Raw genomic sequence first — 23326 nt, forward strand, 5'->3', positions numbered from 1 at the left:
GATGCGGATCGCCGTCACCGGTTCCATCGCCACCGACCATCTGATGCGGTTCCCCGGCCGGTTCACCGACCAGTTGCTCGCCGACCGCCTCGACCATGTCTCCCTGTCCTTCCTCGTCGACGACCTGGACATCCGGCACGGCGGGGTCGCGGCGAACATCGCGCACGGCCTCGGCAGACTCGGCCTCACCCCACTGCTCGTCGGCGCGGCCGGCACCGACTTCGAGGAGTACGGGCGGCGGCTCAAGGCGGACGGCGTCGACATCAGCGGCGTCCGGGTCTCCGGCACCCGCCGGACGGCACGCTTCCTGTGCCTCACCGACCGGGACGGCAACCAGATCGCCGCCTTCCACTCGGGCGCCATGACCGAGGCTCGGGAGATCGACCTGGCCCCACTCGCCGTCGGCACCCGCCCCGACCTGCTGCTCGTGTGCGCCAACGACCCCGACGCCATGGCCCGTCACACCCGGCAGGCCAGGGACCTGGGTTTGTCTTTCGCCGCCGACCCCTCCCAGCAGCTGGCCCGGCTGACCGGGCAGCAGATCCTGGATCTGGTCGACGGCGCGCGCTGGTTGTTCACCAACGAGTACGAGGCCGCACTGCTCACCGAGCACACCGGCCGCCCGCCCGAGGACATCCTCAGGCGGGTCGGCGCCTGGGTGACCACGCTCGGCCCGCGGGGCGTTCGCGTCGAACGGCGCTGCGGGCCGCCCCTGCTCGTGCCCGCCGTGCCCCGGGAACGGGTGACGGACCCCACCGGGGCCGGCGACGGCTTCCGGGCGGGTTTCCTGGCCGCGCTGGCCCACGGGCTCTCCGTCACCGCGGCGGCCAGGCTCGGATGCGCCGTCGCCTCCGGTGTACTGGGCTCGCCTGGCTCGCAGGGATACCCGGCCGACTCGGCGGCGTTGTCCGCGAGCATCCGGGAAACGTACGGCGCGACCGCGGCGGCCGAGCTGGCCCCGGCGCTGGGAGGCGCGACATGAACCCGCGCAGGACATCGGGGAGTGCGGCATGAACCCGCGTGATCTGTTGCGGTCCGGGATGCCGTCCTTCTCCTTCGAGTTCTTCCCGCCCCGTACCCCCGCCGGGGAGCGCGCCCTCTGGGACGCTCTGCGCAGGGTCGAGGCCATGGCGCCCGCCTTCGTCTCCGTCACCTACGGCGCTGGCGGCTCCTCGCGCGAGCGCACTGTCGGACTGACCCGGCGGATCGCGGCCGAGACCACCCTGCGGCCGGTCGCCCACCTGACCGCGGTCGGCCACTCGGTCACCGAACTGCGCCGAGTCCTCGGCGCGTACGCGGACGCCGGTGTCCGGGACGTGCTGGCCCTGCGCGGCGACCCTCCCGGCGACCCGCGGGGCCCCTGGGTCCCGCACCCCCGGGGCCTCGCCCACGCGCACGAGTTGGTCTCCCTGATACGGGAGTCGGGAGACTTCGGCATCGGTGTGGCCGCCTTTCCCGAACGGCACCCACGCTCGCCGGACTGGGACAGCGAGATCCGGCACTTCGTCGCCAAGTGCCGGGCCGGCGCCGACTACGCGATCACTCAGATGTTCTTCCACGTCGATGACTATCTGCGGCTGCGTGACCGGGTGGCCGCCGCGGGTTGCGCAACCCCGATCGTGCCGGAGATCATGCCCGCTACCGACGTCCGGCAGATCGCCCGGTTCGCGGAGCTGAGCGGCGCCGTCTTCCCGGCCGCGCTCGCCCTGCGGCTGGAGGCGGCCCGCCACCGGCCCGCCGACGCCCACCGGATCGGCGTCGAGTACGCGACCGCCATGGCGGAACGGCTGCTGGCCGAGGGCGCGCCCGGGCTGCACTACATCACGCTCAACCGGTCCTCTGCCGCCCTGGACATCCATCGGGCGGTGCTGGCCGCGCGGGCTGTCCTGCCGGTCGCGTGACCTCTGGATAAACAACGTTTCTACCGGGCTGAGAAATCATTTATTGGACATCTCTCCAGTGGCTTGCGGATGATTATCGGGACGCCATCGGGAATCGACGGAAAAGAGGATTGAGGCAGAATGGAAGGAAATCCGGGACCCATCGACATGGATTCCGTTCGAGCCATCTGGTGCGATGTTCTTGAGATTCCCGAGGTCGGGTCCGACGAAAATTTCTTCGACATCGGCGGGCATTCCCTCCTGCTCCAGCTGGTCCAGAGCCGTCTCGCCGAGCGCACCGGCCGGGACCTGCCGCTCGTCGAGCTGTTCAACCACCCGACCGTGCGCAGCCTCGTAGACCACCTCAACTCTGGTTCGGAGACCGGTCGTCCGGTGCGCGTGCGACGCACGGCCGGAGCGGCCGGCCGGCTCGCGGGCCGCCGGGCCCGACTGGGCGGCGACCGGACGCGCCCGCAAGGAGACCTCGGTGACTGAATCGGTGACTGGATTCGACGACCAGCCCGACGAGAGCGACTTTATAGCCGTCATCGGAATGGCCGGACGCTTTCCCGGCGCGGCTGACCTCGATGAGTTCTGGGAGAATCTGGTCGAGGGGCGCGACACCATCGAGCGCGGCCTCCCCCAGGTATTCAGGGGGGACGCTGAAGACGGTTCGGATCTTACCTACGTCCCAGCTCGTGGCCGGCTCGAAAGGCCTGAGTGGTTCGACGCCGAGTACTTCGGCCTCACCGCGCGGGACGCCGTTCTGACCGATCCGCAGCATCGGGTGTTCCTGGAGTGCGCGTTGGAGGCGCTGGAGGACGCGGGCCAGGACCCCGATCGGTTCCCCGGCACGATCGGCGTCTACGGCGGCTCCACCGAGACCGCCTACGCCCGGTACGTGGATGCCCACCGCGAAGCCCTCGGCGGCCTCACCGACGACGAGATCCTGCTGGCGACCGCTCCGGACTTCCTGCCTCTGCGCACTGCCGAACGGCTGGGCCTCGGCGGCCCAGCGGTCGCCGTGCAGACGGCCTGCGCCACTGCCCTGGTCGCCGTCCACACAGCTGGCCGCGCCCTGCTGGCCGGCGACTGCGACATGGCCCTCGCGGGTGGTGTCGCCGTCCATGTGCCGCCGAAGGCGATCACCTGGACCGGCCCGGACGGCACCCTCGCCCCGGACGGGGTCTGCCGCGCCTTCGACGCCCACGGCGCCGGCACGGTGGCGAGCAACGGCGCCGGTGTCGTCGTACTGAAACGGCTCGTGGACGCCCGTATCGACGGCGATTGTGTGCGGGCCGTCGTTCGTGGGTCGGCCGTCACCAACGACGGCGCCGCCCGCATCGGCTTCACCGCGCCCAGCGTGCCCGGCCAGGCCGCCGCCGTCCGGGACGCGCAGCTGGCGGCCGGTACTGACGCCGGGACCATCACCTACGTCGAGGCCCACGGCACGGCGACGCCGCTGGGCGACCCGATCGAGATCGCCGCGCTCACGGAGGCGTTCCGTCAGGACACCGATGCCCGCGGGTTCTGCGCGATCGGGTCGGTGAAGACCAACATCGGGCACGCCGACGCCGCGGCCGGCGCCGCCGGACTCATCAAGACCGTGCTCGCGCTGGAGCACGGCACCATCCCGCCCAGCCTCCACCACACCGAACCCAACCCACGGATTGACTTCGAGGCCAGCCCGTTCCGGGTCGCCACCCGGCCACTGCCCTGGAAACCGCGGGGTGGCGCCCGGCGGGCCGGGGTGAGCGCCTTCGCCGTCGGCGGGGTCAACGCCCATCTGGTCCTGGAGGAGGCTCCCGCCGAACACCCCGCGGATTCCGACCGGCCAGCCCAGCTGTTCGTCCACTCCGCACGGACCGCCACCGCGCTGCACGCCCAGCTCCGCCGGCTGGACGGACACCTGGAGCGCCACCCTGACGCGTCCCCGGCTGACGTCGCCTGGACCCTGCAGACCGGTCGGCGCCAACTCCCGCACCGCGCCGTCCGGGTCACCGGGCCGCACGGCACGGACTGGGTGGCCGCCGCCGAGCCCGTCGGCCCTGACCGGCCCGTCGCCCTTCTGTTCCCCGGCACCGCGCCGCCGTCCGCGACCCGGCGGCTGCACACCACAGAGCCTGCGTTCCGCGAGGCCTTTCGGGCCTGCACCGACGCCCTCGACCCCGAACTCGCCCGGGCCGTACGGCAGGTGGCCCGCGGACTCGACCGGCTCGACGCACCTGAGGTGCGCGATGCGTACGTCTTCGCTGTGGAGTACGCCCTCGCGGCCCTGTGGCGGCGCTGGGGAGTGAGCCCGGACCGGTGCTGGGGGATCGGTGTGGGCGCGTTGACGGCGGCTGCGGTCACGGGCTCTCTCTCGTTGACGGACGCACTGCGGCGGACCGCGGAACGGAACCGGACCCCGTCCGGCTCGGCCGACGCGTCGGCCGAGCCGGACGACACGGACGCCGCGCTGGCCGCCCTGCTCGCCGACTCCGGCCTGATCCTCCTGGAGGTCGGCGCCGGCACCACCCTGACCGAACGAGCCGCCCGGCACCCCGGCCGTAGCGACCGTCATCTCTTCCTTGCCACGCTGCCGCAGGCGGAGCACGACGACACCGACGTGCTCCCGGGGCTGTACACCGCGCTGGGTCGGCTCTGGGCCGCCGGCACCGCGGTCGACTGGGCGGGGGTGCACGACGGGGAACGCCGCCGCAAGGTCTCGCTGCCCACCTATCCGTTCGAGCGCCTGCCCTATCTGCTGCGAGACCCGGCCGAGGCAGCCACGTCCGCCGTTCCGGCGGGCGCCGCGGCCGACGCCGCCCCGGCGGTCGCTGAGGAGTCCGCCCCCGAGCAGCGGCCCGACCCCGTGCCCCGCACGGCCGGAACACCCGGCGAGGACACCCCGCTGGGCCTGGTGCTGCACCTGTTCCAGGAGGCGCTCGGACTGCCGGACATCGCCCCGGACGAGAGCTTCTTCGAACTCGGCGGCGACTCGCTCATCGCCACCAAGCTGCTCGCGCGGATCCGCGACACCTACCCGGTGGACATCAAGATGCGGTCCCTCTTCACCGCGGCGACCGCCGCCGACCTGGCCGCACTCATCGAACAGCAGCTCGCCGAGCCGGGCCACGGCTCTGCCACGGACGAGGAGCCGTCATGACGGGCACCGCGAACCCGGCGTCCCCCGCGCCGGTTCTTCCCGAGAGCCGCTGGCTCGCCGGCCGACGGCCCCGTGGGGACACGACGCTCGACCTGTTCTGCTTTCCCCCCGCGGGGGGCTCCGCCAGCGAGTTCCTGCGCTGGGACGCGAGCCTGCCTGGGGTGCGCCTGTGGGCGGTGAAGATGCCCGGCCGCGCTCCCCGCCACGACGAGCCGCCGTACACCCGGATGACCGAACTTGTCGCCGACCTGGTCGAGCAGGTCGAGTTCGGCCGGCGCGACTTCGCCTTCTTCGGGCACAGCCTTGGCGCCCTGGTGGCCTTCGAGGTCACCCGCGCGTTGCGCCGCACCGGCCGCAGGCAGCCGAGCCGACTGTTGCTGTCCTCTATGCAGCCGCCGCCCATCACGACCAGCCGTGTCGCCCACCGGCTGCCGGGTGACGAACTCCTCGCCGAGGTGGAACGCCGCTGGGGCGCGCTGCCGCAGGCGCTGCACGACGACCCCGAGCTCCGGGAGATCGTCCTCGGCACCCTGCGTGCCGACGCCGAACTGGCCGAGACCTACGCGTACCTGCCCGAGGAGCCGCTGGATGTACCGGTCACCGCCATCGCCGGCGACCTGGAGGAACGCGAGCAACTGCGCTGGCACACCCACACCCGGGCCGGCTGCGAGACCCATCTGCTGCGCGGCGGCCACTTCTACTTCCGTGACCCCGGCCAGCAACAGGCGCTGCTGCGCCTGGTCGGCGGCGCGCTCGGCACACAGGACCCCCGGAACTAGGAGAACGGCGATGCGTTACACGACCTTCGGGCGGGGCACCGGCCTGCGCGTGTCCGAGTACGCCCTCGGCACTGCCAACTTCGGCACCCTGTGGGGCGGCGGAGCCCGGCGCGAGGAGGCCCGCAGGATCTTCGAGCGGTTCGCCGAGGCCGGCGGTACGTTCGTCGACACGGCCGACAACTACCAGGTGGGCGAGTCCGAGCGGCTCCTCGGAGAGTTCATCGCCGCCGACCGTGACCACTTCGTGGTGACGACCAAGTTCTCGCTGGGCTCGGGCCGGCCCCGGATCTCCTCCACCGGCAACAGCCGCAAGAACATCCGCGGTTCGGTCGAGGCAAGCCTCAAGCGGCTCGGCACCGACTACATCGACGTCTACTGGGCGCATCTGCCCGACGGCGTGACACCCGTCGAGGAGATCCTCGGCGCGCTGGACGACCTGGTCCACGCCGGGAAGATCCTCTATGCCGGGCTGTCCAACTTCCCCGCGTGGCGCGTCTCCCGGGCGGCAACCCTGGCCGAACTACGCGGACTGACCCGGGTCGTGGGGGTCCAGTTCGAGTACAGCCTCGCCGAGCGTGGCGCCGAACGAGAGCTGCTGCCCATGGCCGAGGCACTGGGCCTGGGCACGGCCCTGTGGTCACCACTCGGCGGCGGGCTGCTCACCGGCAAGTACCGCACCGGCCGCGACGGTCGCCTCAGCGACTGGGACGGCCTTGCCATCCGACTGGAGGATACCGAGCAACGCACCGGGATCCTGGACACCGTGCTGGCCGTCGCCGAGGAAGCACAGGTACCCGCGGCGCGGGTGGCGATGGCCTGGCTGCGGGCCCGTGCCACCCGGTCCGCCACCGCGATGGTGCCGGTCATCGGTCCGCGCGACCTTGCCCAGTTGGAGGAGTACCTCGCCGCCCTCGACCTCGCCCTGGACGATGCCCAGCTGGCCCGGCTCGACAAGGCCGCAGCCGTCCGGCTCGGCCAGCCGTACGAGCTGATCGAGGGGCACCGGGACGCCGTCCTGGGACACGAGGCGAGCCGTTTCACCAGCTTCGAAACCCCAGTCGCATGAGCCGGACGGACACGGCCCCGGGTGCCACCGCGGGCAGGGAGGAAGGCAGCACCATGACGCAGTGGGACCCGGACGACGACCCTCGGATCGCCATGGTCGGGATGGCGGCCCGCATCGGCACGGTCACCGGAGATGGCGGGCCTGGCGAAACGGCTGACCCGGCCGAGGAGGCGGCAGGACAGCCGTGGCGCATCGCCGGGGGGCTGGACACCCGTCGGCCACTCGCCGGGTATCAGGCCTTCGACCACCGGTTCTTCGGTGTCTCGCCGCGCGAGTCCGCGCTCCTCGATCCGCAACATCGGATCCTGCTGGAGTGTGCCCAGCACGCGCTGGAGGACGCCGGTCAGCGCCCCTCGGACGACGACCTGGTCATCGGCGTCTACGCGGGCGGTGGCGCCACTGGCCACGCGGCGTGGCTGCGCGGCCCCGCCGGGCCATCCGGCGTCGACGACCGCCAGATACGGGCCGGCACTGGCGCCGACTTCCTCGCTGCCCGGGTCGCCTACAAGCTCGGGCTGACCGGACCGGCTGTCTCCCTCCAAGCCGCAGCCGCGACCGGGCTGGTTGCCGTGCACACCGCGGTGCAGGCCCTGCTCGGCGGCGAGTGCGATCTCGCACTGGCCGGAGCCGTCTCGGTACGGCCCGCCGCCGACGGCCCGACCGCCACCGGCGGCTGTGTCGTCATCGTCCTCAAGCCCCTGGCAACGGCCGAGGAACAGGGGGACCGGATACTCGCCGTCGTCAGCGGCACCGCCGTGGGCAGATCGGCACCGAACGAGTCCGACGGCGACGGCCGTGACCGGATCGCCCGCTACGCGGCACTCGCAGCCGACACCGACCCGGACACAGTGACCCCCGTCGAGGTCGCCCACGCTGACGGGGTGACGGACGTCGCCCCCGCCATGGCCGCCCTCGTCCAGGCCGTCCTCGCGATGTACGAGGCGGAGCCGGGCGGGCCGGGCCGGGCCGGCGTCACCGTCTCCGCGTCCTTCGGTCTGCACGCCGGCGCGGTCCTCGAACCGCCACCCGCCCCTCCCCAGTCCGCCGGAGAGGAGGCCGTCTGGCAGCTGCTGCCGCTCTCGGCGAAGACGCCCGACGCACTCGCGGATGTCGCAAGTGACCTGCGCGACCACCTGCTACGCGTCGCCGGGTCCGGCAACCCGACTCCGCTGCGCGAGGTGGCCTGGACGCTGCAGACGGGACGCACCGCACACGTGCGGCGCGCCTGCGTCGTGGCCCGCGACACCGCGGGGGCCGCCGAGGAACTGGCCGGCCTCAAGACGGGGGAACGCGTGGTCGGCGACAGCGCGGGCGGAGCACCGCCGGTGGTTTTCACCTTCCCTGGGCACGGCGGTCAGCACCTGGGCATGGCTCGCGAGCTGTACCGCACGGATGACCGGTTCCGGGCCGACGTCGATACCGCCGCCGAGCTGGTGCAGGCCGAGACGGGGCTGGACCTGCGCCCCGTGCTCGACCCCGTCGGTGACGCCGCGGAAGAGGCGGCGCGGCAGGCGCTGTCGGACGGCGGCACTGCTCAGCATGCCGTGTTCGTCGTCGAGCACGCCCTCGCCCGGGCCCTCCAACACCGAGGTGTGCGCCCGGCCGCGGTCGTCGGACACAGCCTCGGCGGCTACGCGGCGGCCTGCGTCGCCGGGGTGTTCTCGCTGCCCGATGCCGTCCGGATGGTCGTCGCCCGTACCCGGCTGCTGCTGAGCCTCGCCCCTGGCGCGATGGCGGCGGTGCGCATGCCCGAGCGGGAGCTGTTGACGCTGCTCCCCGCCGGCGTCGGAATCGGCGCGATCAGCGGCCCGGACCAGGTCACGATCTCCGGACCGCGCACCATGGTGGAAGAGTTCGTGACGCGTGCCCAGGACAAGGACATCGAGGCCCGGCTGCTGAAGATCCCGGGCGCCGGGCACTCGTCGCTCGTCGACCCCGTCCTCGGCGAGTTCGCCGCGTTCCTGGAGTCCGTGGAGTTCCGGGCCCCCGACATCCCAGTGATCTCGGACACGACCGGCACCTGGGCCCGCCCCGAGCACATCGCCACCCCCGACTACTGGTGCGAGCACATGCGGCGGACGGTCCGCTACCACGACGTGCTGCGGACCCTGGCTGCCTTCGACGACTGCGCCCTGGTCGAGGTCGGACCCGGCACCACCCTGACCTCCCTGGCCCGCCGCGACTCCGCGCTGCGCCGGGACCACCTCGTGATGCCCCTCCTCCCTCACCCGACGGACCCCACCCCCGCCCCGGAGACCTTCCTGACCGCGCTGGGCGCGCTGTGGACCGCCGGGGTCGACATCGACTGGGCCGCGCTGCACGAGGGCTACCGGCCCCGCCGGACCGGACTGCCCGGATACCCCTTCCGGCGCACCGAGTTCCCGTTGCCCGTGGCCTGACCGCGCCCCACGCCCGCCCCCGCCGGAAGGCACTGCCGAACGGCACCGACGAAGCAACCACCGAAAGACCAGGAGACCAGTGACATGGCGAAGACGCTGTACGACCCCGGCGAGATGCCGCCCCTCGGCTCCGTCCCGGAGAAGATGCACGCCAACCTCATCCGACGCGAACGGTTCGGGCAACCCCGGCAGGCATTCGCCATGGAGGTCGTCGACACCCCCAAGCCCGGCCGTGGCCAGGTGCTGGTGTGGATGATGGCCGCTGGCATCAACTACAACAATGTCTGGGCCGGCCTGGGCCTCCCCCTCGACGTCATCGCGGCGCGGCAGAAGCGCGGGGAGCCGGAGGACTTCCACATCGGCGGATCGGAGGGCTCCGGCATTGTCTTCGCCGTCGGTGAGGGAGTCGCCGGGGTGTCCGTCGGCGACGAGGTGATGCTCTCCGGCGGCCAGTGGGACGAGCGGTCCGAGGACATTCGGCTCGGCACCGACCCTATGCTCTCGTCGACCTTGCAGGCCTGGGGGTACGAGTCGAACTACGGGTCGTTCGCGCAGTTCGCGCTGGTGCAGGACTTCCAGTGCCACCCCAAGCCGAAGAACCTGACATGGGAGGCCGCGGCCGCCTTCATCCTCACCGGTGCCACCGCCTACCGCCAGTTGCTCGGCTGGAAGCCCAACGCCGTCAAGCCCGGTGACCCGGTGCTGATCTGGGGTGGCGCGGGCGGCCTCGGCTCCATGGCGATCCAACTGGTGCGCAACGCCGGCGGCATCCCCGTCGCCGTCGTCTCCAGCGAGGAACGGGCGGAGTACTGCCGGGGACTCGGCGCGGCCGGCGTCATCGACCGTACGAAGTTCACGCACTGGGGACGGATGCCCGATCTCGACGACCCGGCCGCCTACGCCGCGTGGACGGCCGAACTGCGCTCCTTCGGACGGGCCTTCTGGGAGGTCCTCGGTGAACGCCGGGCGCCGAGGATCGTGTTCGAGCACAGCGGGCAGGACACCATCCCGACGTCGATGTACCTCTGCGACACCGGAGGCATGGTCGTCATCTGCGGTGGCACCTCCGGCTACGCGGCCGACGTCGACCTCCGCTTCCTGTGGATGCGCCAGAAGCGGCTGCAAGGCTCGCACGGTTTCAACGGCGCGCAGTGCCGGGCGATCATCCGTCTGGTCGCCTCGGGTCTGGTCGACCCGTGCCTGTCCCGCCTGTTCACCTTCGAGGAGATAGGCGAGGCCCACCAGCTGATGCACGAGAACCGTCAGCCCCCCGGCAACATGGCCGCCCTGATCAACGCCCCCGCTCCGGGCCTGACGACCCTCCCCTGACCCGGGCAAGGGGCGCGCCCCCGCAACCGCGCCCCCGGTTCCTGTCGCTTTCCAGCCGTTCCTCTTCCGGTCTTCCAGGCCCCTTTCGGCCTTCTTCCGGCTCACTTCCACGAACGGACGTCCATGAGCATGCACCCCGCAGCCGAACGACGCCCCATGACCCTGCCCGCCCTGCTCTCCCTGCGTGCCGCCGAAACGCCCGACCGTGTCGCCTACGTCCATCTCCGCGACGGCGAGCAGGAGGGCGAGCGGACCACGTACGCCGCACTGTGCGACGCTGTCGCGGCCCGGGCCGCAGTTCTCGTACAGAAGGCCGCCGGTGCCCGCAGCGCCGTGCTGATGTACCCCAGTTCCCTTGAGTTCGTCCGCGGCTGGCTGGCCTGCGCCAGCGCCGGGATCATGGGCGCCCCGGTCCAGGCGCCGACCCGCCGCGAAGCCGTACGGCGGCTGCGCGCCATCGCCGACGACGCGGGCACCGCACTGGTGCTCACAACCCGGGAGACCCGGGACCGCGTCCTCGCGGATTTCGCGGACCTGCCGGAGCTCTCCGGTCTCGACCTCGTGGCGACGGATGGGCTACCCGCCGCCCCGGCCCCGTCGCTTCCGGGACCGCGGCTGTCGGACGTGGCACTGCTGCAGTACACCTCCGGATCCACGGGCTCGCCCAGAGGCGTCATGGTCACCCACGGGAACTTCTGGGCCAACGCCCAGGAGACAGACGCCCTGTGGCCGCTCGGTGACGACGGCACGATCGTCTCCTGGCTGCCGTTCTTCCACGACATGGGTCTGCTGCTCGGCGTCGTCCTGCCGCTGTGGTCCGGCCGGCCCGCCTACCTGATGCCCCCCGAGGCCTTCGTCCGCCGCCCGGCCCGCTGGCTGGAGGCCCTCTCCCGGTACGCGGGCACGCACTCCTCGGCCCCCAATTTCGCCTATGACCTGTGTGTGCGCGCGGACGCCATGCACGGCTCGCTGGACCTCTCGCACTGGCGGGTCGCCATCAACGGCGCGGAACCCGTACGGGAGCACACCCTGCGAGAGTTCACCGGCAAGTTCGCCCCCTACGGCCTGCGCCGCACCGCGCTGTGCCCGGCGTACGGGCTCGCTGAGAACACGCTGAAGGTCAGCGGCACGCCCGCCGACGCCGAACCCGCCGTCCTCGTGCTCGACGCCGCAGAACTGGGCCGAGGCCGGGTGGTGCCTCTCCCCGCGGACCGGGCTGCCGCAGTGGGCTCCACCACCGTACTGAGTTGCGGCCGGACGGTCGGCACCACCCAGGTGCGCATCGTGGACCCGCGCACCCGGTGCGCTGCGGTCGGCGATGAGGTCGGTGAGATATGGGTCTCCGGCCCGTGCGTGACCGCTGGATACCTCGGGCACGAGGAGGACACCGAACGTGTCTTCCGGGCCCGGATCCGGGGGGAGGAGGCCGCTGGCCCGTTCCTGCGCACCGGCGACACGGGCTTCGTACGGGACGGGCAGGTGTACGTCACCGGACGGCTCAAGGACCTGATCGTCGTCAGAGGCCGCAATCATTACCCGCAGGACCTCGAACACAGCGCCGAGACCAGCCATCCGCTGCTCCGTTCGGGCTCCACCGCCGCTTTCGCGGTCGAGGCGGACGGCCGGGAGAACGTCGTGGTCGTGGTGGAGGGTGACAACCGCGTCCTGCGATACGCGGGCGCCGAGGAAGTCACCGAGGCGGTGCGGGCCGCGATACGCGCCGGGCACCGGATCGACGTCGACGACGTCGTGCTGATCCGCCGGGGCACCCTGCCCAAGACGACGAGCGGCAAGGTACGCCGCCGCACCTGCCGCGATCAGTATGTCGCCGGTTCCCTGACGCGGCTGGGCACGCGCGTGGCCCGTCGGTGATCTGACGCGGAATTGACATTTCGCTTGCCCGGCTTTGAAAAGCGTGTGCGGTTATTGACGATCGATTACCCGAACGCGCCGGATGGTGACGGCTTACATCGATAGGGTGATCATATGGAGCTGCGTCAGCTGGAATATCTCGTGGCCGTGGCCGAGGAAGAGAGTTTCACGAAGGCGGCTGCCCGTGTCTTCGTGACCCAACCCTGTGTCAGTGCCCAGATCCGCAGACTGGAACGCGAACTGGGACACGATCTCCTCGACCGCGCCGGCCGGACGGTCCGGCTGACCGAGGTCGGCGTCGCCGCGCTGCCGCACGCCCGCGCGGTTCTGGCCGCCCTGGACGGCGTGCGCGACGCGGTCGAGGACGTCACCGGCCTGGTGCGTGGACAGGTCACCCTCGGTTCGGTGTCCTCGTCCCTCTCGATGCGGCTGCCCGACCTGATTGCGGACTTCAGCGCGCGCCACCCGGCGGTGGAGATCTCGCTCATCGAGGGCACGACCGACCAACTGGCGGACGCAGTACGCGACGGCAAGGCCGATGTGGCCGTCATCGGCCTGTCCACGGATCCGCCGGCCGACCTGGAGTCGCAGATCCTCGTCGACGAGTCCCTGGTCGGCGCGGTCAGCCCGGACCACCCCCTCGCTGGGCGCAGCGGAGTCCACATCGAGGAGCTCGACCGCCACCCGCTCATGTGCCTGCCCGTGGGCAGCGGACTGCGGGCCGCCGCCGACGCGGCGTGGAGCGCGGCCGGCCTCCGGCCGCGTATCGCGTTCGAGGCCGGCGACCCCGCGGTGCTGGCGCAACTCGCCGCGCGTGGCCTCGGTGTCGCCATCCTGCCCGAGCGGTTCGTCAGGGCGCGCGCAGGGGAACTGCACTGCCTGGAGGTCCTCGGCCCGGGGCTTCGGGGTCGACTCGCCCTCGTATGGCGCTCCGGCGGACGCACTGGACCAGCGGCGCAGGCCCTGGTCTATCAGGCCCGCGAGGCGTTCGCGTAGCCACGACATCTGGTGGGGAAAAGGGACAGTGAGTGTAGTAGGTCTTGCCCGTCTGCAGTTCGCTACGACGGCGACCCTGCACTTTCTCTTTGTCGCCCTCACGCTCGGACTGGTGACGACCGTCGCCGTGATGCAGTCCGGGGCGATCCGCCGTACCGCACCCGGCGAGCGCCGGGAGAGGATGCGCAAGGTGCGGTTCTGGGGCGGTCTCTACGTCGTCAACTACGCGCTGGGCATCGTCAGCGGCCTCACCCAGGAGTTCCAGTTCGGCCTCAACTGGACCGGGCTCTCGCACGTCATGGGCAACATCATCGGTGCTCCGATGGCCATCGAGACCGTCGTGGCGTTCTTCCTGGAGTCCACGTTCCTCGGGATGTGGGCTTTCGGGTTCGACCGCATCCCCGCCCGCGCGCACCTCACCCTGATCTGGCTGGTCACCCTGACCGCGTATCTCAGCACCTTCTGGATCATGGTGGCCAACGGCTTCATGCAGCATCCCGTCGGATATCGCATGCACGATGGCGTAGCCCGCGTCACCGACTGGGCCGCAGTCCTCGGCAACGAGGCGACCTGGTATGCGATCGCCCACATCGCGGGCGCCGTGGCCCTGCTCACTGGGCTGTTCCTCGCTGCGGTGAGCGGCTACCACCTGCGCCGGGACCGGGAAGTCGGCTTCTTCAGGCCCACGTTGGTACGGGGCTCGGTGACCGCGGGCGTGGGCGCGCTCCTCACCGTGGGCGCCGGTTTCGCGCACCTGAACGCACTGCAGGGCTATCAGCCCGCCAAGTACGCCGTGCTGATGGGGGAGTCGGGCAGCCGGCTCGCCCGCGTCAAGGGGGCTCAGGCCGCCCGTTACGGCACGGGCGACTGGCTGCCGCCGGCCTGGGTCGGCATCGCCTCCGTCACCATGCTCGTCATCGGCTTCCTGCTGCTCCTCCTCGCTTGGCTGCCGGCCACCGCCGTGCTCGGCCGCGCAAACGTGCCGCTCGCCCGCAAACGCCTCCGGCTCGGGCTGCCTCTGGTGCTGCTGCCGCTCGGCTTCCTCGCACTGATCTGCGGCTGGCTCAGCCGCGAGGTCGGACGGGAACCCTGGATGGTGACCGGGGAACTCACTGTCCGGGACGCCGTCGGCGATGTCTCGGTCACCGGGATGCTGCTGTCCTTCCTCGCGTTCACGGCCGTCCTGCTCGCTCTCGCCGTCGCTGACTGGGCGCTGCTCACCTGCTACGCCCGGCGTGGCCCCGACGGCGCTTTCATCGGGGACACCGGCTCCTTGCCGGCTGCGGCCGAGGCGCCCTCCTACTGACCCGACGGGAACGAGCTGTGGACATCTTCTGGTACGTGCTGACCGGGCTGCTCCTCGTCGGCTACCTGTCCCTGGAAAGCATCGACTTCGGGGTGGGGATGCTGGTGCCCGCGCTCGGTGCCGAGCCCGACCGTGAGCGCCTACGGGGACGGATCGTGCCGCTGTTCCTCGCGAACGAGGTGTGGCTGGTTGCCTTCGTAGGTTTGCTCTTCGGCGCCTTTCCGCAGGCAGAGGGCACGCTGCTGCACGTCCTGCGGCCCTACGTGGTGGTGCTGGTGTGCGCCTGGATGCTGCGCGACGCCGCCCTGTGGTTCCGTACCGCGAGGCCGGGGGCCGGATGGCGCCGACTGTGGGACGCGGTGCTGCCCTCCGCCGGGGTGGCGCTCGCCGTCGGGTGGGGGATCGTCTTCGCCGTACTGATCCGCGGCCTGTCCACCGACGGGCACGGCCGGGCGGCAGCTGCCCTCGGAGACCTGGCGCATCCCCTGGCGCCGGTGTGCGCGCTGCTGGCGGTGGCGGCGAGTCTGCGGCAGGGCGCGCTGTTCGCCTGCCGCGCGCTGCCCGGCCACGACGCGGTGCGGGAGCCCGCGGTCCAGGTGGCCCGGCAGTCGGGCCGGGCCCTCATCGGGCTGCTTCTCCTGCTGGCCGTCTTGGTCGCGGCGACAACTGACGTCCCGGTGGCGGCCGTTGCCGGGGTCGCGGCCGCGGGGGTGGTTTACGCCTCCGGACGCGCGCTGGCCGTCGGCCGCGTCGACCGCGCTTTGCTGTACGGCGCCGCCGGATGGCTCTCGCTGCCGGTGACGGTGATCGCGGTCCACGGCACGACGCTGCTGGCCACTCGCTCCGGCACCGGCTCCCTCACCGTCTCGGCGACCGCCGCCGACTCCGGCTCGCTCACCCTGCTGACGGTGACCGTCCTGCCCGCCCTGGTCCCCGTGGCGATCGGTCAGGTCTGGATGTGGCGCGTCTTCGGACGTCGGGGAGCGCGGCCCACACAGGTCCGCCCGGCGCAGTGACGGTCGGCCGGGGAGCCGGCCCGCCCGCCCGGCGCGAGAACGCTCCGTGGCCACCCGGCCTGCGACGTTCCGCGGCGGCGAACCCCGAGCAGGGCGTGCCGTCACGCCGCGTTCGCCGGGGCCGTATCTGAGTACCCGGTACTCACTCCCTCGCCTCCGCTCCCGTGATCGTCTGGTCCCTGGGACGCACTGAGCGTCAGGAAGGGGACCGTTGTGACTGCCGATACCCTCACGCATCTCGCGCACGGCGCCCGGCGGGCCGCCGCCGTGGCCGCGCTGCACGCAGCCGATGCCGACGCCGAGCGCCGGCTCGACCCCGCAGTGGTCGCCGAGCTGACCGGGGCGGGGTTCGCCCGCCACTTCGTGCCGCTCGCCCACGGCGGTCGCGAGGGCACCTTCGCCGAACTCACCGAGGCAGTGGCGGTACTGGGCGGGGCGTGTGTGTCGGCCGCCTGGGTCGCCGGGCTCAGCGCGGCGGTCTCCCGGATGGCCGCTCACCTGCCCGAGAAGGGGCGGGCGGAGGTGTGGGCGGACGGCCCCGACGCGTTCATCGTCGCCGCCCAGGCATCCGACGGCACCGCCGAGGAGACGGACGGCGGCTGGGTCGTCCGCGGCAGCTGGCCCTATGTGAGCGCCGTGGAGTACGCGGACTGGGCCCTGGTACGGGCCCGCGAGACGGGCGAGGTGGGCACGGTCCGCTACTTCGCGGTCCCGCGTACCGGGTTCCGCGTCGAGCACACCTGGCAGTCCGTCGGCATGCGCGGCACCGGAAGCCACACCCTCGTCGTCGACGAGGCGGTCGTACCGCTCGAGCGCACATTCCGCCAGGACGATCTGCTGCGCGGGGAGAGCGGACTGCCCGCCGCCTGTCACCGGGTGCCGCTCGCCATGGTGAGCGGGCTGACATTCACGGCACCGGCGCTCGGCGCCGCGCGCGCCCTGTTGACCGGCGACCACCCTCTGGTCCGGCGTCTCGCCGCAGGCCCGGCGGGCAGCGCCTCGCAGGTGGACTTGTTGTGGTCCCGGGGCGAGGTGGATGCGGCCGGGCTGCTGCTGGAGCGGGCCGCGGTAAACGCGGACACGGCGGTACCCGACGCGGCGGCCGTCGCCCGGGGCGGCCGGGACTGCGCGGTGGCGGCGCGGTTCCTGGCATCCGCTGTCGACCGGCTCTTCCGGGCCGCGGGCACCGCCGCCCACCAGGAGACGGACGTCATGCAGAGGGTCTGGCGGGACGTCACCTGCGAGCTGAGCCACCGGTCGCTGAACGCCGGGACACATGCCGCCGTCCACGCCGAGGGGCTCGCCGCCCCTGCGGCCGCCCTGTCCGAGTGACCCGACCGATCCCGAGCACTGCCCATGACCGACCGAGGAGTGACACCGCCATGGTGAGCATGCAGGACATCGAGCCCGAGAACTCCTACCGCGCCCAGCTACAGCAAGACGTCGGCCCGGTGACACTGTTCAACACGTTCGTCGTGCCCGAGGGCGAAATGGAGCGCTTCATGGCCGGGTGGACGGCCATCTCCACCTTCATGAAGCGTCAGCCCGGCTATATCTCCACCCAGTTGCACCGAGTCGTCGGCAGCGACAACGTCCTGGTGAACATGGCCGTGTGGGAGTCCGCGGAGCAACTGCGCACCGCTGTGCAGTCCAAGGAGTTCCAGGACATCCACCACAGCCAGCCCGACGGCCTTGTGTCCCGCCCGCTGCTGACCCAGAAGGCCGGGGTGCCGGGCATATGCCTCGCGTGACCGTGACCGAGACGGCACCGGCCGCCGAGACCGATCCCGACCGTCCTTTCAAGACGGTCCTGGTGCCCCGGCTCGCCCCCGGCCGGGACCGGGCCCGCGCCCGCGACCGGATCGTCACGCGGCACGGTGCGCTGGTGATGAGCGTGCCCGCGTTCCAGGACGTATTCAGCCGGTACGCCATGAACCGGGTGCTGACCAGGACGGACGGGATACCGGATCCGGCTCTGCACCTGCTGTACGCGCCGGACGCGACGGCGCTGGCGGTCGTCGAGCACGTCGGCCCATCGCGGGCCGCGTATCTGCGGGCCCGTGAGGACCCCGAGTACCTGGCCCGGGTGCGGCCGGAGGAGGAATACCTGGACCGTGAACTCCTGATGGGCCGGCCGACGATGTACGACGTGCGGACAGAACACGTCTTCGGAGCCGCGGAACCGGTCGGCGGCATCCGAGTCTTCGACTTCGTCCGGCGCCACTCCGGTATCACCGCCGAGGGACTTCAGGCAGCCGTGCGCGCTGAGGGCGAGTTGCTCGCCCAGGATGCGGAGTACCGGTCCGTGGTGCGCCGTCGTGAGCACGACGTCGTCGTCGGAGGTCTGCGGGGTGCGGACCACGACGTCATCGTCCAGCTTTGGCTCGACGACCCCGCGAGCCTGCCCCGGCTTGCCTCGCTGACCCGGCGGACGGAGGCGGCGCGGACCCCCTACGCGGATGTCCGTGGCAGCTTCTCCCTGGTCGCGCGTGAGCATCTCGTGACGGCAAGGCCGCGGTGAGTCACCGTAACGGCCCGGTAAAAAATCACCGGGCGTACGGAAATATACGAGCGGTAATATCTATACAGTCGTAGAGTTTCTGGGTGCAGTGACCACCGGTGCCGATCCCCGGTGCCGGTCCCCGACCACGGTCCACCTGGAGGCCCCATGTCCCTCGATGCGCGGGACGACCGAGACCACCGAGATCACCGGAAAACCGCTGCCGCCGGAGCGCTGTCCGGCGGCAGTAGGTATCCCGGTGTCGCCCTGGCGATCCTCGCCACGACTCAGCTGATGGTGGTGCTCGACGGCACGATCGTGAACATCGCTTTGCCCAGCGTGCAGTCCGCGTTCGGCATCTCCGCCGACCGGCTGGCCTGGATCGTCAACGCCTACGCCCTGGCCTTCGGTGGGCTGATGCTGGTCGGTGGTCGGGCAGGAGACCTGTTCGGGCGGCGCCGCACTTTCCGGGCAGGCATCGTCCTGTTCACCCTCGCCTCCCTGCTCGGCGGCCTCGCCCCGAACGCCGGACTGCTCATCGCGGCCCGGGTCGCCCAGGGCGCCGGCGCCGCCGTCGCAGCCCCGACCGCCCTGTCGCTGATCGCCACAACGTTTCCCGAGGGCAGGTCGCGCAACCGGGCCATGGGCGTCTATGGGGCGATGGCCGGACTCGGCTCGACCATCGGACTACTGCTCGGCGGCGTCCTCACCGAGTACCTCGACTGGCGCTGGGTCCTGCTGGTCAACGTGCCGATCGGGGTCGCGGTGCTGGCTGGCACCGTGGTGCTGGGTGAGGGCGACCGCGGCAGCGGCCGGCTCGACCTGCCCGGTGCTGTCACCGGAACCGGCGGCATGCTCTCCCTCGTCTACGGCATCACCCGAGGCGGCCGGGACGGCTGGACCGACGGTGTGACCCTCGCCTGCTTCGCGGCCGCCGCCGTTCTGCTGGCGGTCTTCCTGGTCCTCCAGGCCCGCGGCCGTCACCCCATGCTTCCGCTGCGCGTCCTCCGGAACCGCGACCGTGCCGGCTCCTACGGCGTGATGTTGTGCGTCGGCGTCGGCATGTTCGCCACCTTCTACTTCCTCACGCTCTACATGCAGCAGGTCCTCGGCTACGGCGCCGCCCGCGCTGGCCTCGCCTATCTGCCGTTCAGTATCGGCATGGGCGCCACCGCCGGCATCGTCTCCAAGCTGGTCGCCAAGGTGCCGCCCAGGCTGCTGACCGGGCCAGGTCTGTGCATCGCCGCGGCCGGGATGTTCTGGCTCAGTACCCTGACCCCCGGCTCGTCCTACGCCACTCGGCTCGCGCCCGCCATGTTCGTGACCGCGATTGGCCTGGGCTGCTGCTTCGTGCCGATGACCCTAAGCGCTGTGAGCGGCGTTGCCCGCGGCGACTCCGGTATCGCCTCCGCGATGTTGAACACCTCCCAGCAGATCGGAGGCGCCCTCGGTCTCGCGGCGCTCACCACGCTTGCGAACTCCGCCGCCGACGACCGGCTGCCCCATGCCGCGCAGACCTGGATCACGGCCGTCCGCTCCCATCGGCAGGACCTGGTCGTCCGCGCGGTGGACGCCATGACGCACGGCTACACGAGCGCCTTCACCGTCGGCTCCCTGGTGTTCCTGGCGGGTGCGCTGGTCGCGGGACTCGCCATCACCACCGGACGGCAGGACGCAAGCGGCGCGGCCAAGGACTCGGGGGCCGCCGGTACGATCTGAAATCACCACGGAAGCTGGAACGGAAGGGAGCACGGTCAGTGCCCGACCCACTCGGCGCCGACGCCGGCTTGGCCGGACCCGTCGAACGCAAGGGTGCGCGGACTCGTCGGCGGATCCTGGAGGCGGCCCGGAAGGAGTTCGGTCGACTGGGCTTCGAACGGGCCACCGTGCGAGGCATCGCCCAGGCCGCCGACGTGGACAAGGCCTCGGTCGTGCAGTACTTCGGCACCAAGCAGAACCTCTTCCACGAGGCCGTCAGCTGGCACATCCGGATCGACGAACTGGCCGGTGCCGATCCCGCCGAGTCGGCGGAGAACTATCTGCGCGGTCTGCTGACCAATTGGGCGGCCAACCCCGACAGCCCCATGTCGGTGCTGGTGCGCGCCAGCATGACCAGCGAGGAAGCCGCCGAGATGCTCCGGGACCGGGTTACCGGTGAGGCCGTGGACCGGATCGCCGAGAGGCTGGACGACCCCGACGCGCGGCTGCGGGCGGCGGTCTTCGCGGCGGTCATGATGGGGCTCGCCACCCACCGCTACCTGCTTCAGATGCCGGATCTCGCCGAGGCGCCCCTGGAGGACGTGCTCCGGATCGCGGTACCGGTGGTGCGAGCACTTATCGAGCCACAGAGCTGACGGCGGTTCAGCAGGGGGTATCGGTCGGTGGGTTCCCCTCGAGGCTGGGCCATCGGCGTCGAACCGATCTTGCCCACAGACTTTGCGCCCTACTGCCGCGTCGGCTTGAATTGATCGGGGTCCTTCGGGCACACGCCGGTGTCCTGCTGCCTCTCAGCAGTTCAGCTCAAGCTCATGCCGTACTCGCTCCCTGTGGTGGTGGGGAAACTCTTCCCACGTGAGCCAGTGTCCGACATCCGGATCCGGGCCCGTCGGCAGCTATGCGGGCACGCCGCTGATCAGGCTCTGCGGGCACATGTCGGCCGTCCTTGTCACTCTTCGCGCCGGAGGTGCCGTAGCGTTCCTTGAACCGGGCCGCCTGGCGCGGGTTGACCGCGTAGACCTGGTAGCCGACCGCGAGCAGGGCCTGCACCCACGGGCCGCGGGCGGTCTCGATCCCGACCATCACCTGCTCCGGCTCCAGGTCCTCGCCAGCGTGCCTCGCGATCAGGGCGTGCAGCTTCGCGATGCCTTCGACGCCCTCCATCAGTCGGGCGGACCCGGGCCTGCGGCCCGAACCGTCCTGGACCTCGACATCGTGGTGATCTTCGGCCCAGTCGTCACCGACGAACAGCACCCGCTTCTCCAACCTCTCGACGTACACGTGCGTGCGGCCAGCGGAAGACACAGCTCGCGCCCTAATGGATCCAGTGCTCACGCCGCCACAGCCCCGGCGGGCACGCCATCCCATCAGCAGTCGGGCCTTCCGGCCGACCAGCAGGGGCACGGTCTGACACCAGAACTCCAACGGTTCCGGGCTTGGCAGTGCTCACCTGCTGGCGGCCACTCATCGGGTTGCGTCCAGGGAAGTGGTGTACGGGTTCGACCTGATCCGGGGGTTTGCTCCGGCGTCGGGATGAGGCCCGCATAGATGAACGGCCACCGGCTGATCTTCGAAGTGTCGAAGCCTCGAAGGAGATCAGCACGATGACCGCACCCGACAGTGTGCCCCTGCACGCCCTCGCCGAGTACAACCTCGCCGCGGCGAGTCGTATCGAGCGCGCGATCGAGCTCTACCTGAGCACTGCCGAGGGAGCAGCGATGCTCCGACCTGAACCGTTGCCGGATGCACGAGACCTCGACATCGCAGGCTGCGAGCTGCCGCCGCTCTATGAGGCTCCAGCTGAAGCCGTTGCCCGGATCGGCGATCTGTATCGCGAGCAGGTTCCGGTCGGTGACTGATCTGGATCGACGCAGTCGATCCGGAAGTTTTCTCCACCGTTTGACACTCTCACGAGTGCTTCCTTGCCTTGCGGGACAAGGCGGTTGTGACATCCCTGCGGGGAGTCTCACGGCTTCGTCTGAGAGTCCGATCGGCGGGGAAGGATCCACCCTCCCGGGGTCAGTTGGATGAACGTCGTGGAAGCGGGAACTGCCGCAGTGTTTGGGGTTGGACGCCTGTCGCTGGGCGGCCTTGACGAGTCCGCTTGGCGTGTTGTTCGTCGACGGCGATTGCCGAGACGTTGCGCCGGAGCACGCGTTCCCTTCGCCCGTTGGCGAATGCGGCTTGGACCTCGACGTGCCCCAGGCGGATCAGCCAGGCCACGGTCTGCGGGTGGAGGAGGTCCATCAGCCGAAGGACCTTCTCGGGTGAGCTGTCATTGCAGATGCGGGAGACCGCGTTGACCTTGTCCTTGAACGCTTTGTGCAGAGTCTGCTTCTGGGCATTGCAGGCGTCAGCGGCCTTCTGCCAGGTTCCTCCGTTGGCCAGTAACTCGGCAATGAGCAGGGTCTTCTCCGCGTGGATGGCCAGCTCGATGGCTCTCAGGCGCTCCAGGGCGTCCAGGAGTTCCTCGGTCCCTCCCGTGCGCGGGCGCTTGGCCAGTTCCCGGAGTCGTGTCATGGCTTCGCGCAGCACGCGTGTCCCCAGCGGGAGCGTGAGATCGTCACCATACGATTCCGGGCGGTCATCAAAGTGTGACGGCCCAAGCCACCCCCGCTTTGTCATCCGTCGAAAATAGTTGACAGCCTTTGTCTGGCGTCAGGTCTGGAATCAGCCACCTGTGCCGCGCCATTGCGCGTGAAGGCTGCGGGGACCGTTCGGGCATTCACCAGCGGCTTTGCGGGCCGACCACTTGGACAGTCTTGGTCCTAATCCAGCCAGAGTTTCGTCCGAGGCTTGTCAAATCGCGATTTCCGCGCTCCTGGTGGAGGAACTCTGAGCCAGGGCGGGCCAGTTAGCCTGTGAGAACAGGGAGGCTGGCCGTCGCCACATATGCCGACGGCCCCCGATGGCGCGGGAGCCGTCTCCACCTTCGTCCGGTTAGGGGAAGGTCTGCTTGGAACCCACCATAAGGCGCTCTCGGGGCGTCAGGCAAGACGGAATCGCGCAGGCGCCGGCCTTGAGGGGGCGTCGATGACGGTCCCAACCAGCGTGTGGGCAAGGGCATTTCTGATGGTGCCAGTGACGCTCCTGGTCACTGCGCTCGGCCTGGTGTGGCTGATCGCGGTAGTGGTCCCGCCGGCTCGCCAGTATGCGCTGGACGTCGGCAAACAGACGGCCGGCATGGTGCGGGCCCTGACCCGTTAGGGGTTGTTCCGGGGCGGCTTTGCCGCCCCGGAACAACCCGGTTCACCAGATAGTGAAGCGCTCCGGGTCTGATGGAGGCTGAGGATGAAGCTGGCGGGTGCGGGTGGTGGCG

At 71.0% G+C, this 23326-nt stretch carries 20 protein-coding genes and 1 pseudogene; 19 read left to right on the top strand and 2 right to left on the bottom strand.

Annotation, left to right across the window (positions count from 1 at the left end; all coding sequences use genetic code 11):
* Position 1: 1 nt before the first annotated feature.
* The 17 genes from AB0M63_RS05235 (at position 2) to AB0M63_RS05315 (ending at position 20645) form a co-directional block, all read left to right on the top strand.
* Positions 2 to 982, top strand: a complete 981-nt coding sequence (locus AB0M63_RS05235) for a carbohydrate kinase family protein (RefSeq protein ID WP_366018425.1) — start codon at positions 2 to 4, stop codon at positions 980 to 982.
* 28 nt (positions 983 to 1010) lie between these two features.
* The gene (gene metF / locus AB0M63_RS05240; RefSeq protein ID WP_366018426.1) at positions 1011 to 1901 is read left to right on the top strand and encodes a methylenetetrahydrofolate reductase [NAD(P)H]; all 891 of its coding nucleotides are present in this window, start codon (positions 1011 to 1013) and stop codon (positions 1899 to 1901) included.
* 147 nt (positions 1902 to 2048) lie between these two features.
* On the top strand, positions 2049 to 2375 hold the full coding sequence (locus AB0M63_RS05245) for a phosphopantetheine-binding protein (RefSeq protein WP_366018427.1): 327 nt from the start codon (positions 2049 to 2051) through the stop codon (positions 2373 to 2375).
* Positions 2368 to 5028, top strand: coding sequence for a beta-ketoacyl synthase N-terminal-like domain-containing protein (locus AB0M63_RS05250; protein WP_366018428.1), 2661 nt, complete (start codon positions 2368 to 2370; stop codon positions 5026 to 5028). Before AB0M63_RS05245 ends, AB0M63_RS05250 begins: the two co-directional genes overlap by 8 nt.
* Positions 5025 to 5807: an alpha/beta fold hydrolase gene (locus AB0M63_RS05255; RefSeq protein WP_366018429.1), complete on the top strand. Its 783-nt coding sequence runs from the start codon at positions 5025 to 5027 to the stop codon at positions 5805 to 5807. The genes AB0M63_RS05250 and AB0M63_RS05255 overlap by 4 nt, the downstream gene beginning before the upstream one ends.
* A 10-nt stretch (positions 5808 to 5817) precedes the next feature.
* Positions 5818 to 6873 carry an aldo/keto reductase gene (locus AB0M63_RS05260; RefSeq protein WP_366018430.1) on the top strand — a complete coding sequence of 352 codons (1056 nt, stop codon included), beginning with the start codon at positions 5818 to 5820 and terminating at the stop codon, positions 6871 to 6873.
* A gap of 53 nt (positions 6874 to 6926) precedes the next feature.
* Positions 6927 to 9272, top strand: coding sequence for a type I polyketide synthase (locus AB0M63_RS05265; protein WP_366018431.1), 2346 nt, complete (start codon positions 6927 to 6929; stop codon positions 9270 to 9272).
* Between the two features lie 84 nt (positions 9273 to 9356).
* Entirely contained in the window at positions 9357 to 10601 is a 1245-nt protein-coding gene (gene ccrA / locus AB0M63_RS05270) for a crotonyl-CoA carboxylase/reductase (RefSeq protein ID WP_366018432.1), read from the top strand.
* A gap of 123 nt (positions 10602 to 10724) precedes the next feature.
* Positions 10725 to 12473: a fatty acyl-AMP ligase gene (locus tag AB0M63_RS05275; RefSeq protein WP_366018433.1), complete on the top strand. Its 1749-nt coding sequence runs from the start codon at positions 10725 to 10727 to the stop codon at positions 12471 to 12473.
* A 114-nt stretch (positions 12474 to 12587) separates the two neighbouring features.
* Entirely contained in the window at positions 12588 to 13469 is an 882-nt protein-coding gene (locus AB0M63_RS05280) for a LysR family transcriptional regulator (RefSeq protein ID WP_366018434.1), read from the top strand.
* A gap of 28 nt (positions 13470 to 13497) precedes the next feature.
* Positions 13498 to 14775, top strand: a complete 1278-nt coding sequence (locus AB0M63_RS05285) for a cytochrome ubiquinol oxidase subunit I (RefSeq protein ID WP_366018435.1) — start codon at positions 13498 to 13500, stop codon at positions 14773 to 14775.
* A 17-nt stretch (positions 14776 to 14792) separates the two neighbouring features.
* On the top strand, positions 14793 to 15791 hold the full coding sequence (locus AB0M63_RS05290) for a cytochrome d ubiquinol oxidase subunit II (RefSeq protein ID WP_366018436.1): 999 nt from the start codon (positions 14793 to 14795) through the stop codon (positions 15789 to 15791).
* A 213-nt stretch (positions 15792 to 16004) separates the two neighbouring features.
* Positions 16005 to 17123 (top strand): acyl-CoA dehydrogenase family protein, encoded by a 1119-nt coding sequence (locus tag AB0M63_RS05295; RefSeq protein ID WP_366018437.1) that lies wholly within the window; start codon positions 16005 to 16007, stop codon positions 17121 to 17123.
* Positions 17124 to 17173: 50 nt separating this feature from the next.
* Positions 17174 to 17542 carry an antibiotic biosynthesis monooxygenase family protein gene (locus AB0M63_RS05300; protein ID WP_366018438.1) on the top strand — a complete coding sequence of 123 codons (369 nt, stop codon included), beginning with the start codon at positions 17174 to 17176 and terminating at the stop codon, positions 17540 to 17542.
* Complete coding sequence (locus AB0M63_RS05305; protein ID WP_366018439.1) at positions 17530 to 18312, top strand: EthD domain-containing protein; 783 nt, start codon at positions 17530 to 17532, stop codon at positions 18310 to 18312. Before AB0M63_RS05300 ends, AB0M63_RS05305 begins: the two co-directional genes overlap by 13 nt.
* Positions 18313 to 18459: 147 nt before the next feature.
* Positions 18460 to 20010 carry an MFS transporter gene (locus AB0M63_RS05310; RefSeq protein ID WP_366018440.1) on the top strand — a complete coding sequence of 517 codons (1551 nt, stop codon included), beginning with the start codon at positions 18460 to 18462 and terminating at the stop codon, positions 20008 to 20010.
* A 38-nt stretch (positions 20011 to 20048) separates the two neighbouring features.
* Complete coding sequence (locus tag AB0M63_RS05315) at positions 20049 to 20645, top strand: TetR family transcriptional regulator (protein WP_366018441.1); 597 nt, start codon at positions 20049 to 20051, stop codon at positions 20643 to 20645.
* Positions 20646 to 20955: 310 nt separating this feature from the next.
* On the opposite strand, the pseudogene AB0M63_RS05320 reads toward AB0M63_RS05315, so the two are convergent.
* Positions 20956 to 21261: pseudogene (locus AB0M63_RS05320) on the bottom strand (transposase); the annotation flags it as partial.
* A gap of 350 nt (positions 21262 to 21611) precedes the next feature.
* On the opposite strand from AB0M63_RS05320, the gene AB0M63_RS05325 reads away from it, so the two are divergent.
* A complete protein-coding gene (locus tag AB0M63_RS05325; protein ID WP_366018442.1) occupies positions 21612 to 21866 on the top strand; it encodes a hypothetical protein in 255 nt (84 codons plus the stop codon).
* A 160-nt stretch (positions 21867 to 22026) separates the two neighbouring features.
* Here the strand turns inward: AB0M63_RS05325 and AB0M63_RS05330 are convergent, their stop codons facing one another.
* On the bottom strand, positions 22027 to 22542 hold the full coding sequence (locus AB0M63_RS05330; RefSeq protein WP_366018443.1) for a hypothetical protein: 516 nt from the start codon (positions 22540 to 22542) through the stop codon (positions 22027 to 22029).
* A gap of 537 nt (positions 22543 to 23079) precedes the next feature.
* On the opposite strand from AB0M63_RS05330, the gene AB0M63_RS05335 reads away from it, so the two are divergent.
* Positions 23080 to 23214, top strand: a complete 135-nt coding sequence (locus tag AB0M63_RS05335) for a hypothetical protein (RefSeq protein ID WP_366018444.1) — start codon at positions 23080 to 23082, stop codon at positions 23212 to 23214.
* The last annotated feature ends 112 nt before the right edge of the window (positions 23215 to 23326 follow it).

The sequence above is a fragment of the Streptomyces sp. NPDC051576 genome (genome assembly GCF_040681835.1).
Lineage (GTDB): Bacteria > Actinomycetota > Actinomycetes > Streptomycetales > Streptomycetaceae > Streptomyces.